Origin of the sequence: Azospirillum sp. B2RO_4 (assembly GCF_051124815.1) — a bacterium.
GTDB lineage: Bacteria > Pseudomonadota > Alphaproteobacteria > Azospirillales > Azospirillaceae > Azospirillum.
This window is the reverse complement of sequence record NZ_CP118485.1, coordinates 810,564-825,162: the sequence shown is the minus strand read 5'-3', so window position 1 is coordinate 825,162 and position 14,599 is coordinate 810,564. Positions and strand designations below refer to the sequence as shown.

Below are 14,599 nucleotides of genomic sequence, written 5' to 3'. Positions count from 1 at the left end.
ACAGCACCCTCCCTCCGATGCCGGATGAGCCGCCCATGAGCATCACCTCCCTGACCACGCCGGATCAGACGATCGCGCAACCGCACCATCCGGGGCAGGCCGCAAACGGCCGGTCATCCGACCGGATGGGGAAAAGTCCGGCCCCCCGGCCGGAGAAGATGCGCGGCCTGCGGCTGGTCGCCGTCTGGGTCGGGCTGACCGCCGGCTCCTGGGCGGTGCTGGGTGGGGCCGGATACGGCCTCTACACGGTGGTCAGCTCTCTTCTGCCCTAACCCCTCCGGCGGAGCCTTTCCACCCGGACGCGCGCCACCCGGCCGCAGGCCCTAGGCCGTTCAGGCGTGGCAAATGGCCGCTTTATGCCCCTCCCGCCGTTGCAAAGCGGGCCAATCCGGGCTAAGACGGCGCCATTTCCAAGAATGCCCCAGGGGAAGAGCCACAATGAAGCTCACGCGCCGCGTCAAAGACATTCTCGCCAACTACGAGAGCGACAATCCCGGCACCAAGGCGAACCTCGCCCGCATCCTGATGGAAGGCAAGCTCGGCGGCACCGGCAAGCTGGTGATCCTGCCGGTCGACCAGGGCTTCGAGCACGGCCCGGCCCGCAGCTTCGGCCCGAACGAGCCGGGCTATGACCCGCACTACCACTACCAGCTGGCCATCGACGCGGGCTGCAACGCCTACGCCGCTCCCCTGGGCTCGCTGGAAGCCGGCGCCGGCACCTTCGCCGGGTCGATCCCGCTGATCCTGAAGATGAACAGCGCCAACTCGCTGTCCACCCAGAAGGAAGCCGCCGACCAGGCCGTCACCGCCTCGGTCCAGGACGCCCTGCGCATCGGCGCCTCGGCCATCGGCTTCACCATCTATCCCGGCTCCGACGCCATGTACTCCCAGTACGAGGAGTTCCGCGAGCTGTCGAAGGAGGCGAAGTCCTACGGCCTCGCCACCGTGCTGTGGTCCTACCCGCGCGGCGGCGCCGTCACCAAGGACGGCGAGCTGGCCATCGACGTGATCGGCTACGCCGCCCACATGGCCGCTCTGCTGGGCGCCCACATCATCAAGGTGAAGCTGCCGTCGGCCCATCTGGAGCAGCCGGAAGCCAAGAAGGTCTACGAGTCGAAGCAGATCGCCATCGGCACCCAGGCCGAGCGCGTGAAGCACATCATGCAGTGCGCCTTCAACGGCCGCCGCATCGTGGTCTTCTCCGGCGGCGCCACCAAGGGCGAGGACGCGGTGTTCGAGGACGCCCGCGCCATCCGTGACGGCGGCGGCAACGGCTCGATCATCGGCCGCAACGCCTTCCAGCGCCCGCGCGAGGATGCCCTCAAGCTGCTCGACCGGATCATGAAGATCTACCAGGGCCGGGAGTAACACTTGGCCAAGGGAAAGCCGACGCAGGCGGAACCTGCCGCCTGCCGACTGTACCTCGTGACGCCGCCGGCCCTGGAGCCGGCGGCGTTCGCGCCGCTTCTGGCGGAAGCGCTGGATGCCGGCGACGTCGCCTGCGTGCAGCTCCGCCTCAAGGACTGCTCCGAGGACGACATCCGCCGCGCCTGCGACGTCCTGCGCCCGATCGCGCAGGAGCGTGAGGTCGCCTTCATCCTGAACGACCATCCCCGCCTCGCGCGGGAGGCCGGCTGCGACGGCGTCCATGTCGGCCAGACCGACACGCCCTATCGCGACGCCCGCAAGATTCTGGGCAACGACGCCATCGTCGGCGTCACCTGCCACGACAGCCGCCATCTCGCCATGATCGCCGGCGAGGAAGGAGCGGATTACGTCGCCTTCGGCGCCTTCTTCCCCACCAGCACCAAGACGGCCGAATACAAGGCCGAGCCGGAGCTGCTGCGCTGGTGGTCGGAGCTGATGGAGGTCCCCTGCGTCGCCATCGGCGGCATCACCGCCGAGAATTGCGCGCCGCTGGTCACCGCGGGCGCCGATTTCCTGGCCGTGGTCAACGCCGTCTGGGGCCATCCCCAGGGTCCGGGTGCCGGGGTCCGGGCACTGAACGCCGCCATTGAGGCCGCACTCGCCGGCTGAACCGGCAGCTATCTGGACGCCCCAAAAATCATGGACCTTCTGACGCCCGAGTCGCTGGGCATCCTGTTTGCCGTCGGCCTGCTGGCCGGCTTCGTCGATTCGATCGCCGGCGGAGGCGGTCTGCTGACCATCCCGGCCCTGCTGGCCGCCGGCCTGTCCCCGGCGGAGGCGCTGGCCACCGGAAAGCTGCAGTCCAGCTTCGGTTCACTGTCCGCCACCATCAAGTTCGTCCGCCGCGGCGAGGTCCATCCCGCCTCCATGCGGACGATGATCCTCTGCACCTTCGTCGGCGCCGGGGCCGGGGCCACGCTGGTGCAGATGCTGGATCCCAGCTTCCTGCGCGACGTCATCCCGATCCTGCTGATCGGCATCGCCCTCTACCTGCTGCTCTCGCCCAAGGCCGGTGACGTCGACGCCCACCAGCGTATCGGCGAGCATGCCTTCGCGCTCAGCATCGGCACCGGCATCGGCTTCTATGACGGCTTCTTCGGGCCGGGCACCGGCACCTTCTTCGCCATCGCCTTCGTCTCGCTGCTTGGTTACAACCTGCGCAAGGCGACCGCCCACACCAAGGTGCTGAATCTGACCAGCAACGTGGCCTCGCTGCTGTTCTTCATCGCCGGCGGCCATGTGCTGTGGACGGTCGGCCTGCTGATGGGCGTCGCGCAATATATCGGCGCCCAGGCCGGCGCCCACATGGTGATCCGCAACGGCGCCCGAGTCGTGCGTCCGATGCTGGTCGTCGCCTCCATCGTCATCACCGCCAAGCTGGTGTGGAGCGACGAGCACAACATCCTGCGCGAGCTGTTCACCGCCGCCGCCGCCTGGATCGCCTGACGGCGCCGGGCCGCGCCGGCGACCGCCGCGCCGTTTCTCCATTGAACTGCCTGGATAATCTCGCCCGGCAACCGTGAGGCGGGCATGAGCGTGGCTGCCTCCGGTGGCCGCGCCGCAGCCCTTTCTCCCTTTTTCGGCTTCCGGAACCGATGCAGGCCCGCAACACTGCTTGTGCAGCCAACAAAAAATGGCGAGCGGACCTTTACCTAAGCGTCAGTTTGTGTATCATTGCGTCAATAACACAATTGGGGGAAGGAACGAATGTCTCCGACGACGCTCAAGACACGCCTGATGACCGCCGCTGCCGCCATCGCGGTGACCGCACCGATTGCGACCGCCTCGACTGCGTTCGCCGCCGGTTTCGCGTTGAAGGAGCAGAGCGTATCGGGCCAGGGCACCGCCTATGCCGGCGTGACCGCCGGCGGCAACGGCGACGCCAGCTCCATGTTCTACAATCCGGCGACCATGGGTCTGGTGACCGGCACCGAACTGGTGCAGACCGCCACCGGCGTCATCGTGAAGTCGAAGGTCGACAGCGCCAGCGCCACCCGCGCCCGGCGCCTGGGCGGCACCTCGATCAGCGGCAACGCCTCGCCCGGCGACATCGCCCAGGACGCGCTGGTTCCGGCCGGCTACTTCGTCTATTCGATCAGCGACGACCTGAAGGTCGGCCTGTCGGCCAACGGCCCCTGGGGTCTGGTCACCGACTATGGCGACAACTGGATCGGCCGCTATCACGGCATCCGCTCTGATCTGCGCACCTACAATTTCGCGCCGTCGGTGTCCTACCGCATCAACCCGATGATCACGCTGGGCGGCGGCGTTCAAATTCAGTACGCGAAGGCCAAGCTGTCGCAGGCGTCCGACTTCGGCGCCAGCCGTCTCGGCCGTCCCGGCTCGCTCGACGTCAAGAGCGACGTGACCGGCGACGATTGGGGCTGGGGCTTCACGCTCGGCGCCCTGATCGAGCCGGTGAAGGGCACCCGCGTCGGCCTCGCCTACCGCTCGGCGGTCAAGCACACGCTGACCGGCAGCATCTCCTTCACCGGCCTGCCGGCTCCGCTCGCCGGTGCCCTGCCCGCCCAGAGCGCCAGCGCAGACCTGACCACGCCGGACATCGCCTCCATCGGCCTGTACCACGAGGTCACCGACCGCTGGGCGGTGATGGCCGACGTGCAGTGGACCAACTGGTCGCGCTTCAAGGAACTGCGCGTCAACATCGCCAACCCGGCGCTCAACTCCGTCACGGAGGAGCACTGGAAGGACACCTGGTATTACGCGCTCGGCACCTCCTACAAGGTGACCGAAAAGCTGACGCTGCGCGGCGGCATCGCCTTCGACAAGGGCTCGGTCGACGTCGAGTACCGCACGCCCCGCATTCCGGAGCAGAACCGCTACTGGCTGTCGGTCGGCGCCGGCTATCAGGTCACCGACAGCCTGCGCGTCGATGCCGCCTATTCGCACGTCTTCATCCCGAAGACCTCGGTCGCCCTCACCGACGACCTGACCGGCGCCGAAGCCGGCCGCGGCAACCTGAATGTGGACTACAAGAGCAGCATCGACCTGATCGGCCTGCAGGCGAAGTTCACGTTCTGAGGGAACTTACCCTCTCCCCCATCAAGGGTCCCCTCTCCCTCACACCCCCGCCACCGGCAGCCACAGCACCTGCTCGATGCTCTCGGCCCCGCTGCACAGCATCGCCAGCCGGTCGAAGCCCATGGCGATGCCGCTGCTCTGCGGCATGCCATGCTCCAGCGCGGCGAGGAAATCCTCGTCCACCGGGAAACGCTCGCCGTAAAGCCGCTCCTTCAGTTCCATGTCCGCCTCGAAGCGGGCGCGCTGCACCGCCGGGTCGGTCAGTTCGCCGAAGGCGTTCGCCAGTTCCAGCCCGCAGGCATACAGCTCGAACCGCTCGGCCAGCCGCGGGTCCTCCGGCTTCGGCCGCGACAGCGCCGCCATGCACAGCGGATAGTCGGTCAGAACGCAGGGCACGCCCTCGCCCAGATGCGGTTCGATGCGGTCGAACATGATGCGGAAGACGATGTCCTCCCAGCGGTCGCCGTGATGGGGGGCGATGCCGATGCGCGCGGCCTCCGCCGCCAGCGCCGCGGGGTCGGGATCGTGGCTGCCGTCATAGGTCGCCATCAGGTCGATGCCGGCATACTCCCGAAACGCCTCCGGCACCGTCAGCACCCGCCACGGCGCGAAGGGATCGCAGGTCATGCCGCGGAAGCTGAAGCTCCGCCGCCCGCCGGCCTCGGCCCCGGCGCACAGCAGTTCCCGGCAATCGTCGATCAGCGTGCGATATCCGTCCCCCGCCCGATACCATTCCAGCATCGAGAATTCCGGCGCATGGGTCCCCGACCGCTCGCCGTTGCGGTAGACATGCGCCAGTTGCCACAGCCGCGGCACGCCCGCGACCAGCAGCTTCTTCATGGCGAATTCCGGGCTGGTGTGCAGGTACAGCGGCCGGCGGTCGTCCGGGTGCGGTCCCTGCAGAACCGTGGCGAAGGCCTGGAGATGCGGCTCCATCCCCGGCGATACCTGCAGGGCCGGCGTGTCGACCTCGACGAAGGCCAGTTCCTCGAAGACGCGGCGGACGGCGTTCAGCACCCGGCCGCGCGCCGCCAGATAGGGCCGGCGGCGCGCCAGCGCCTCGGGATGCCAGGGGGGAAGTTCGCCGGAAGGAATCGAGGCGGATCGGATCGGGGCGGACATGTGGGCGCGCTCTTCATGGACGGTCGAAAGGGGTGCGGGCGCATCAGAGCATCCACCCGCGGCGTACTCAAGTCGGGTCGCCATTGGTCACAGCGGCCTGCCGTGGTAAACTCGCTCCATCGCCGGCGACCGGTGCGGACGGGACGGATGGAACAGTGAACAGGGTCGGCGAAAGCGTTTCAAACGTCCCGTTGCTGGAGCCATTCTAAACTGCGCAGGCCGATTCGGCGAAGAATCGTCCGCCAATCGCCCGGATCGGCCGCCGTTATCGTTCCGCGCCGTTGCCTATGGCCGGTCAAGCTGGTAGGGTCCGCGCCGCCCGTATTTCTGGAAGTCACGAGTAAGCCATGAAGGTCAATGCCAACACGATGCGCCCCGGCCATGTGCTGGAGCACAACGGTAAGCTCTGGGTCATCACCAAAACCGCCATCGTGCAGCCTGGCAAGGGCGGCGCCTTCATCCAGCTGGAAATGAAGGACGTTCGCACCGGCAACAAGTCGACCGAGCGGTTCCGCACCCAGGAGACCGTTGAGCGCGCTCGCCTGGACGAGCATGAGATGACCTTCCTCTTCGCCGAAGGTGACAGCTTCACCTTCATGGACAAGGAAAGCTTCGAACAGGTCGCCATCCCGCGCGACATCATCGGCGACCCCGCCGTCTTCCTGCAGGACGGCATGGAAGTCACGGTGCAGAGCCATGAAGGCTCGCCGCTGGGCGTCGAGATCCCCGGCAAGGTCACGCTGACGATCACCGAATCCGACCCGGTGGTGAAGGGCCAGACGGCCTCTTCCTCCTACAAGCCGGCCAAGCTGGAGAACGGCGTGTCGATCCTGGTTCCGCCGCACATCGAGGCCGGGACCCGCGTCGTCGTCGATACCGCCACCGGCGAATACGTCGAGCGCGCGAAGGACTGATCCTTCCCAGGTCGGTTCTACCATCACCGGTCTTCGCCATGCGCGGAGGCCGGTGTATTGTTTTCTGGTTCCTGCACGAAACGGTACACCAACACCCATGGCCACCCGCTCCGCTCTCATCAACGTCATGGTCCGCGCCGCCGAAAAGGCCGCCCGCGGTCTCGTCCGCGACTTCGGCGAGGTCGAACACCTCCAGGTGTCGCGCAAGGGGCCGGCTGACTTCGTGTCCGCCGCCGATCTGAAGGCCGAGCGCACCCTGCGCGAGGAACTGCAGAAGGCGCGGCCCGAATTCGGTTTCCTGATGGAGGAGAGCGGCGCGTCCAAGGGCAGCGATGCCGAGGCGCGCTGGATCGTCGATCCGCTCGACGGCACCACCAACTTCCTGCACGGTCTGCCGCACTGGGCGATCTCCATCGGCGCCGAGCGCAACGGCGAGATCGTCGCCGGCGTCATCTACGCCCCGATCGGCGACCAACTGTTCTGGGCTGAAAAGGGCGTGGGCGCCTACGTCAACCACACCCGCCTGCGCGTGTCCGAACGCCGCCGGCTGGAGGATTGCGTGATCGCCACCGGCATCCCCTTCAAGGGCCGCGGCGACCACGCCACCTTCCTGAAGGAACAGGAAGCGGTGATGAAGGAGGTCGCGGGCATCCGCCGCTTCGGCGCCGCCTCGCTCGACCTCGCCTACACCGCCGCCGGCCGCTTCGACGCCTATTGGGAACGCGGCCTGGCGCCGTGGGACTGCGCCGCCGGCGTGCTGATGGTCACCGAGGCCGGCGGTTTCGTCGGCGAGATCGAGGGCGGCCGCAACCCGGTCTTCACCGGCAACGTGCTGGCCGCCAACAGCCATCTCCAGGTCCCGGTCGCCCGCCTGTTGAAGTCCGCCAAGGGCTGACCCCTTGCCCTGACCATCCTCCGCCTTCCCATACGGGACAGGCGGATGGGTGGTTGTGGCTGGAGCGATCGATAGGCTATGGTTTGCAGGACAAAGGTTTAACGGGACACATCGTTTTGGGCCGCTGGGGACACGCCGACCGCAAGCACCTTGCCGCCGCCGCGCTGTGCGCGGTCTGGACGCTCTCTCCGGCTGCCCTGTCGGCGGCGGCTCCGGCGAACGGTCCTGCGCCGTCTTCCGCCGGACTGACGCTGGAAAACGCGGTTCCCCTGTCCGTACCACCCCGTCCCAATCTGCGCACCCCGCCGCCGGTCAAGGCGCCGCCGCGACTCGTCCTGCCGCAGCCGCTGGAGGCCCCGCCTCCGCCCGTCCTGACGGAAGGCCCGGCCCAGCCGGCGCCCCGCGCCACCGCCCGTACCGAGCCGGCCCCGAAGACGGCGCAGCCGCCGCAGCCCGCAATCCAGGCGCCTGCCGCCCAGTCACCCGCGGCACCGGTGCCCGGCCAGCCGCCTAGCGCGCCGCGAACCGACACGGCTGCGCTGCCTCCTCCCCCGGATGCGGCACCCCCTGCGGCTAGCCTGCCACCTTCGAGCGTTTTGAGCCTTGTGTTCCCGGCCGACGCCACCAATCTGCCGGATGCGGCGGACGCCGTGGTCGACCGGATCGTCGAACGGCTGCGCGCCAGCGACACCGCGAGGCTCCAGCTGCGCTCCTATGCCAGCGGCACCGCCGACACGGCGCGCGAGGCGCGGCAGCTGGCACTGGCCCGGGCGTTGGCTCTTCGCGAGCGGCTGACGGCCTTCGGGATCCGCAGCACCCGCGTCGATGTCCGCGCGTTGGGCGTCGACGACAACGGCGGGCCGCCCGACCGGATCGATGCAGTCTTTCTGAATGAATAGCGCCCCGAATGAATAGCGCCCAGCCCGTGCGCGAGGTCTGATCGGAACACCCCTTCGGAGCATCATGACCGCCACAACCCCGACGACCCGACCGCTGGAGGTATCCGCCCTCATGACACGCCCGGAGCGGTTCCTGACCCGGATGATCCTGTTCCTGGTGGTCGTCGGCGCCGTGTGCGGACTGCTGTTCCCTGCCCTGCGCTCGGCCTTCCTCAACAATGCGCCGCTGAACAGCGTCATCCTCGCCACGCTGCTGGCCGGCATCGCCTTCATCTTCCGGCAAGTCCTGATGCTTCGCCCCGAAGTGGCGTGGCTGGAGCAGTACCAGAGCGGCGTCGCCCCCGCCTCGCTGCAGGAGCCGGTGCTACTCGCCCCGATGGCGCGCATGCTGGGCGAGCGGCGCGGCCGGCTGACCCTGTCGGCGCTGTCGATGCGCTCCCTGCTCGACGGCATCGCCTCGCGGCTCGACGAATCGCGGGAGCTGTCGCGCTACCTGATCGGCCTGCTCATCTTCCTCGGCCTGCTCGGCACCTTCTGGGGCCTGCTGCACACCGTGCAGTCGGTCGGCAACGTCATCGGCAGCCTGTCGGTCCAGGGCGGCGACGTCGGCTCCATGTTCTCTCGCTTGCAGCAGGGTCTGGAAGCGCCGCTGGTCGGCATGGGCACGGCCTTCTCCTCCTCACTGTTCGGCCTTGCCGGGTCGCTGGTGCTGGGCTTCCTGGAACTCCAGGCCAGCCAGGCCCACAACCGCTTCTTCCAGGACCTCGAGGACTGGCTGTCCAGCGCCACCCGCCTGTCGAGCGGCGCCGCCGGCGGGCTCGAGTCGGGCGACCACTCTGCGTCGGCCTACCTGACCGCCCTGCTGGAGCAGACCGCCGAAAACCTAGACTCCCTGCAGCGCACCGTCGCCACCGCCGAGGAGGGCCGTCGCGCCGCCAACGCCAACCTGATGGCACTGACCGAGCGGCTGTCGAGCCTGACCGACCATATGCGGGCCGAACAGCAGCTTCTCCTGCGGCTGGGCGAGAATCAGCTGGAGGTTAAGGGGCTGCTCGACCGGCTGGCGGAGAGCGCGGGTGGCGGCTTCGACGACGCCTCGCGCCAGCATCTGCGCAACATGGACATCTACCTCGCCCGCATCGTCGAGGAATCCTCCAACGGCCGCGTCCAGGCGGTGCAGGAGATCCGCAGCGAGATCAAGCTGCTGGCCCGCACCATCGCCGCGTTGGCCGAAGAAGCCGACCAGCAGCAGCGCTGACACACTGACACCGTAGGCCAACGCCGGGAGTACCCATGGCCAGCATCAGCCGCCGCAACGGCCACCGCGACGCCAGCGCCTGGCCCGGCTGGGTCGATGCCCTGTCGTCGCTGGTGATGGTCGTCATCTTCCTGCTGATGGTCTTCGTCGTGGCGCAATTCTACCTCGCCACCGCCCTGACCGGCCGGGACGAGCAGCTGACCGCGCTCAATCACAAGATCGCGGAGATGAACGACCTGCTGGCGATGGAGCGGGATGCCAACGCCGACCTGCGCGTCAACATCACCCAGCTGTCGACCGAATTGCAGACCTCCGTGGCTGCCCGCGACGACATGACCCTGACGCTGAGCCAGCTTCAGGAGGACCGCGACCGCACCACCCGCACACTGGAAGAGCTGCAGCGGAACGTCCGCGTCGACCGCGAGACGCTCGACTTGAAGCTGAAGGAGATCATCAGCCTTCAGAACGACATCAAGGCCTTGCGCGAGGCCCGGCAGAAGCTGGAGGGTGAATTCGCCGCCGCCGTCGCTGCCACCAAGCTGACCGAACAGCAGCGCCAGGCCCTGCTGGCCGAACTCGGCACCACCCGCGATCGCGCCAAGGCGCTGGAGTCGGAACTGGCCTCCGCCACCGAGAAGACGATGCTGGCGCAGAAGGAGATCGACCAGCGCGACATCCGGCTGAAGGCGCTGGAATCGCAGTTGGCCGACAGCCAGACCCAGGCCCGGAAGGATCTGGAACAGCGCGATATCCGCATCCGCGACCTGATGGCGTCCCTCACCGGCGAGAAGGCGGAGGGGACCAAGAGCAAGCAGCAGATCGACCTGCTGAACCAGCAGCTTCTGGCCCTGCGTGAACAGCTCGCCCGCATCGGCGCGGCTCTGGACGCGTCGGAAAAGGCATCGGCCGAGCAGAAGGTGCAGATCGCGGAACTGGGCGCCCGGCTCAATCAGGCGCTCGCCGCCAAGGTCCAGGACCTCGCCCGCTACAAGTCGGAATTCTTCGGCCGCGTCCGCGAAGCGCTGGGCAACCGGCCGGACGTGAAGATCGTCGGCGACCGCTTCGTCTTCCAGTCGGAACTGCTGTTCCCGTCGGGCTCGGCGACGCTGGAGGAGGCCGGCAAGCAACGGCTGGCCGACCTCGCCCACACCCTGATCGAGATCGGCAAGGCGATCCCGCCCGACATCAATTGGGTTTTGCGGGTGGATGGCCATACCGACATCAAGCCGGTTCGCTTCCAGTTCGCCTCCAACTGGGAGCTGTCGGCGGCGCGCGCGTTGTCGGTGGTCAAATTCCTGATCGACCAGGGCATTCCGCCCGAACGGCTCGCTGCCGCCGCCTTCGGCGAGTTCCAGCCCATCGACCCCGGCACCTCGGACGAAGCGCTGGCGAAGAACCGCCGGATAGAGATCAAGCTGGACCAGCGGTAGGCGCTTACCCCTGCCATTCCTCGCGCAGGATGGCGTAGAGGACGTGGTCGCGCCATGCGCCGTCGATGCGCAGATAGCCTCGGGCATAGCCCTCGTGGGTGAAACCGACCTTTTCCAGCAGGCCGCGGCTCGGCAGGTTGGTCGGCAGGCAGGCGGCTTCGACCCGGTGCAGGCCGAGCTGCCCGAAGGCGAACTCCAGGACGAGCCGGGTGCCGCCGGACACATAGCCGTTGCGGGCATAGGGCTGGCCGGCCCAGTAGCCGAGCGTCCCCATCTGGGCGACACCGCGGCGGATGTTGGTCAGGCCGAGACCGCCGACCAGCGCGTCGGTCGCGCGATCGAAGATCAGGAAGCTGTAGCCGAGATCGTCGCGCCACTCCTGCGCCTGACGCCGCAGCCGTCGGGAGAAGGCCGCCCGGGTCAGGGCGTCGGCCGGCCAGGTGGGTTCCCAGGGTGTCAGGAAGGCGCGCGAGGCGGCGCGGAGGTCCGACCACTCACGCCAGTCACGCGGCAACGGCGGCCGGATGTAGCAGTGCGGGCCGTCGAGGCGAACGGCGGGCGGGCTGATGAGGCCGCTGCCGAGAAGGCGGATCATTGAGAGGCCGGAGCCGTCGGCCCCCTCCCTAACCCTCCCCCTCTTCGAGGGAGAGGGAACTGCCGCCGTGTTGCGAAGCTGCCCTCTCCCGCGAAAGCGGGGGAGGGAGGGACCCACGCACCAGCGTGGGAGGGAGGGGGCACCGCAGCCGCCATCGTCAGGCGAGACGCTCCGCGATGCGGTCGTAGCTTTCCAGCTTGGCGATGGGGCCGAGGGCGGCGACGGTCGGGCGGCTGGCGCGCAGGCGGGATGCTGCCTTGACCACGGCGTCGCGATCGACGCCGTCGATCTTCGCCACGATCTCCTCCACCGGAACCGGGCGGTCGTAGATCAGGATCTGCTGACCCAGCTGCTCACAGCGCGACATGGTGCTTTCCAGCGCCATCAGCGTTCCGGCCTTCAACTGGGCACGGGCGCGGGCAACCTCGTCCTCCGTCACGTCGGCACCGACCTTGGCGATCTCGTCGCAAACGACGGGGACCAGTTCCGCCACCTCATCCTCGCCGGTGCCGGCATAAACACCGAACAGGCCGCCGTCATGGTAGCCGCCGGTGAAGGTGTAGATGGAATAGACCAGCCCGCGCTTCTCCCGCACCTCCTGGAACAGGCGGGACGACATGCCGCCGCCCAGCAGGGTGGAGAGGACGGAATGGGCGTAGAAGTCCGGATCATGGACCCCTACCCCGTCGAAGCCGAGCACGAGGTGCATCTGCTCCAGATCGCGGTCCTCGCGGAAATCGCCGCCGGTGTAGCTGGCGGACTCCGGCTTGGGCGGGGCACCGCTCGGCAGATCGCCGAAGGCCTTCATGGCGAGATCGACCATCCGGTCATGCTCGATCCGGCCGGCGGCGCTCAGCACCATGCCGGGGGCGCCGTAATGGCCGGCGATGTAATCGACCAGCGCCTCGCGCGGCAGGGCACCGACGATCTCCGCCGAGCCCAGCACCGGACGGCCGATGGCCTGTCCCGGATAGGCGGTGGACTGGAAATGGTCGAAGATGATGTCGTCGGGCGTGTCGGCGCTCTGGCCGATCTCCTGCAGCACCACCGTGCGCTCGCGCACCAGTTCCTCGGCGTCCAGCGTCGAGTGCTGGATCATGTCGGACAGGATGTCGAGCGCCAGCGGCGCATCCTCGTGCAGGACCTTGGCGTAATAGGCGGTCTGCTCGCGGGTGGTGTAGGCGTTCAGTTGCCCGCCGACATTCTCGATTTCCTCGGAGATGCGGAATGCCGAGCGGCGGCGGGTGCCCTTGAACAGCATATGCTCGACGAGGTGGGCGACGCCGTTGACGCTCGCCGCCTCGTTGCGGGTGCCAACCCCGACCCAGCAGCCGAGCGAAACGGACTGCACGTCGGGCATCGTATCGGTCGCGACGCGCAGCCCGTTGGGCAACGTCGTCACACGAATGGAACTCATGCGGCCTCCTGGGCGGCGCGGGCGCGCGCGATGACGAAGTCCTGGACCGCCGCCAGATCGTTCGGCAGTTCGGACAGGCGCTCCTCGCGCACATAAAGATCGGACAGACGCGGCGGCAGGTCCGGCCGGCGGCCGGTCGCCTTTTCCACCGCGTCGGGGAACTTGGCGGGATGGGCGGTGGCGAGAACCACCATGGGAACGGACGGATCGACCCGGCCGGCGGAAACCGCCGCCTTGGCCGCCCCGATGCCGACCGCCGTGTGCGGGTCGAGCAGATAGAGGCTGCCCTTCCAGACTTCGGCGATGGTCGCCATCGTCGCAGCCTCGTCCACCCGGTGGCCGGAGAAGATGGCCAGCGCGCGGGCGAGCTGGGCATCGGTCACCGCGAACTTGCCCTCGGTCCGGAAGCGGTTCAGCGCCTCCGTCACCGCGGTGCCGTCGCGGTCGAGCAGGTCGAACAGCAGCCGTTCGAAGTTGGAAGAGATCTGGATGTCCATGCTGGGAGACAAGGTAGGCACGACGGGCGCCGCGACCATGCTCCCACTGGCGAAAAAGCGCGCCAGGATGTCATTGCTGTTGGACCCGACCACCAGCGTCTCCACCGGCAGCCCCATGGCGCGGGCGCCATAGGCGGCATAGACGTTGCCGAAATTGCCGGTCGGCACGGTAAAGGCCAGCTTGCGGTCGGGGGCGCCGAGCGCCACCGCGGCGGTGAAGTAATAGACGATCTGGGCCATGATGCGCGCCCAGTTGATCGAGTTCACCGCCGACAGCCCCATCCGGTCGCGGAAGGCGCCGTCGTTGAACATCGCCTTCACGAGGTCCTGGCAATCGTCGAAGGTGCCGTCCAGCGCGATGTTGTGGACGTTGGACGACAGCACGCTGGTCATCTGCCGGCGCTGCACCTCCGATGTGCGGCCCTTGGGGTGCAGGATGAAGATGTCGACATTCTGGCGGTCGCGGCAGGCCTCGATGGCCGCCGAGCCGGTGTCGCCGGAGGTGGCGCCGACGATGGTCACCCGCTGCCCGCGCTTGGCCAGCACATGGTCGAACAGGCGGCCGAGCAGCTGCAGCGCCACATCCTTGAAGGCCAGCGTCGGCCCGTGGAACAGCTCCAGCACCCAGGTGGTTGGATCGACCTGCACAAGCGGGGTGACCGCGGCATGATCGAAGCTGGCATAGGCGTCGCGGACGATGGCGCGGAACTCGTCCTCGGCGATGGAACCGCCCAGGAAGGGCAGCATCACGCGGACGGCGATCTCGCTGTAGGGCAGCCCGCGCATGGCGCGGATGTCGTCGGCCGTGAACTGCGGCCAGGTCTCCGGCACATAGAGGCCGCCGTCGCGCGCCAGCCCGGCAAGAAGGACGTCCTCGAAACCCAAGACCGGGGCCGCGCCCCGCGTGCTGACGTACCGCACCGCTTACACTCCGTCCGATGAAGTGGGCATAGTTAGCGAGGACCCTGCCCGCACGCAAGCGGTGCGGGACGCACGGCGCATATTCCGTCCGGTTGGGGCCATCGGGTCAAATCCTTCCGGCGGCCGAGGATGGAACGTTTGGAACGCCGTGAAACAGTTTTCCGGGGTGTGTTCACTGTTC

The 14,599-nt window shown here is 68.0% G+C and carries 14 protein-coding genes; 10 read left to right on the top strand and 4 right to left on the bottom strand.

The genetic code is table 11. The features are described from left to right. Positions 1-35 precede the first annotated feature (35 nt). The 5 genes from PWS46_RS03800 (at position 36) to PWS46_RS03780 (ending at position 4,470) form a co-directional block, all read left to right on the top strand. Positions 36-272, top strand: a complete 237-nt coding sequence (locus tag PWS46_RS03800; protein WP_434618272.1) for a hypothetical protein — start codon at positions 36-38, stop codon at positions 270-272. A 166-nt stretch (positions 273-438) separates the two neighbouring features. Next, positions 439-1,368 (top strand): class I fructose-bisphosphate aldolase, encoded by a 930-nt coding sequence (locus tag PWS46_RS03795; protein WP_109155477.1) that lies wholly within the window; start codon positions 439-441, stop codon positions 1,366-1,368. A gap of 3 nt (positions 1,369-1,371) precedes the next feature. Then, entirely contained in the window at positions 1,372-2,037 is a 666-nt protein-coding gene (gene thiE, locus PWS46_RS03790; protein WP_434618269.1) for a thiamine phosphate synthase, read from the top strand. Positions 2,038-2,067: 30 nt separating this feature from the next. Further along, positions 2,068-2,874 (top strand): TSUP family transporter, encoded by an 807-nt coding sequence (locus PWS46_RS03785; protein WP_434618266.1) that lies wholly within the window; start codon positions 2,068-2,070, stop codon positions 2,872-2,874. A gap of 261 nt (positions 2,875-3,135) precedes the next feature. After that, positions 3,136-4,470 carry an OmpP1/FadL family transporter gene (locus tag PWS46_RS03780; RefSeq protein WP_434618263.1) on the top strand — a complete coding sequence of 445 codons (1,335 nt, stop codon included), beginning with the start codon at positions 3,136-3,138 and terminating at the stop codon, positions 4,468-4,470. 39 nt (positions 4,471-4,509) lie between these two features. Here PWS46_RS03780 and epmA read toward each other — a convergent pair whose 3' ends face one another. Further along, positions 4,510-5,592, bottom strand: coding sequence for an EF-P lysine aminoacylase EpmA (gene epmA, locus PWS46_RS03775; protein WP_434618260.1), 1,083 nt, complete (start codon positions 5,590-5,592; stop codon positions 4,510-4,512). Between the two features lie 347 nt (positions 5,593-5,939). Between epmA and efp the strand changes: the two genes are divergently transcribed. From efp to PWS46_RS03750, 5 genes are all read left to right on the top strand, one after another. Further along, positions 5,940-6,506: an elongation factor P gene (gene efp, locus PWS46_RS03770; protein ID WP_014247190.1), complete on the top strand. Its 567-nt coding sequence runs from the start codon at positions 5,940-5,942 to the stop codon at positions 6,504-6,506. A 97-nt stretch (positions 6,507-6,603) separates the two neighbouring features. After that, positions 6,604-7,401: an inositol monophosphatase family protein gene (locus PWS46_RS03765; protein WP_085088761.1), complete on the top strand. Its 798-nt coding sequence runs from the start codon at positions 6,604-6,606 to the stop codon at positions 7,399-7,401. 116 nt (positions 7,402-7,517) lie between these two features. Then, complete coding sequence (locus tag PWS46_RS03760; protein ID WP_434618255.1) at positions 7,518-8,300, top strand: OmpA family protein; 783 nt, start codon at positions 7,518-7,520, stop codon at positions 8,298-8,300. Positions 8,301-8,364: 64 nt separating this feature from the next. Beyond that, positions 8,365-9,558, top strand: coding sequence for a flagellar motor protein MotA (locus tag PWS46_RS03755; RefSeq protein WP_434618252.1), 1,194 nt, complete (start codon positions 8,365-8,367; stop codon positions 9,556-9,558). Positions 9,559-9,593: 35 nt separating this feature from the next. Then, a complete protein-coding gene (locus PWS46_RS03750) occupies positions 9,594-10,988 on the top strand; it encodes a peptidoglycan -binding protein (protein ID WP_434618249.1) in 1,395 nt (464 codons plus the stop codon). 4 nt (positions 10,989-10,992) lie between these two features. Here the strand turns inward: PWS46_RS03750 and PWS46_RS03745 are convergent, their stop codons facing one another. From PWS46_RS03745 to thrC, 3 genes are all read right to left on the bottom strand, one after another. Then, positions 10,993-11,583 carry a GNAT family N-acetyltransferase gene (locus PWS46_RS03745; protein WP_434618246.1) on the bottom strand — a complete coding sequence of 197 codons (591 nt, stop codon included), beginning with the start codon at positions 11,581-11,583 and terminating at the stop codon, positions 10,993-10,995. A gap of 157 nt (positions 11,584-11,740) precedes the next feature. Next, complete coding sequence (locus PWS46_RS03740; RefSeq protein WP_434618243.1) at positions 11,741-13,000, bottom strand: M16 family metallopeptidase; 1,260 nt, start codon at positions 12,998-13,000, stop codon at positions 11,741-11,743. Beyond that, complete coding sequence (gene thrC, locus PWS46_RS03735) at positions 12,997-14,418, bottom strand: threonine synthase (RefSeq protein WP_434618240.1); 1,422 nt, start codon at positions 14,416-14,418, stop codon at positions 12,997-12,999. Before thrC ends, PWS46_RS03740 begins: the two co-directional genes overlap by 4 nt. Between the last annotated feature and the right edge of the window lie 181 nt (positions 14,419-14,599).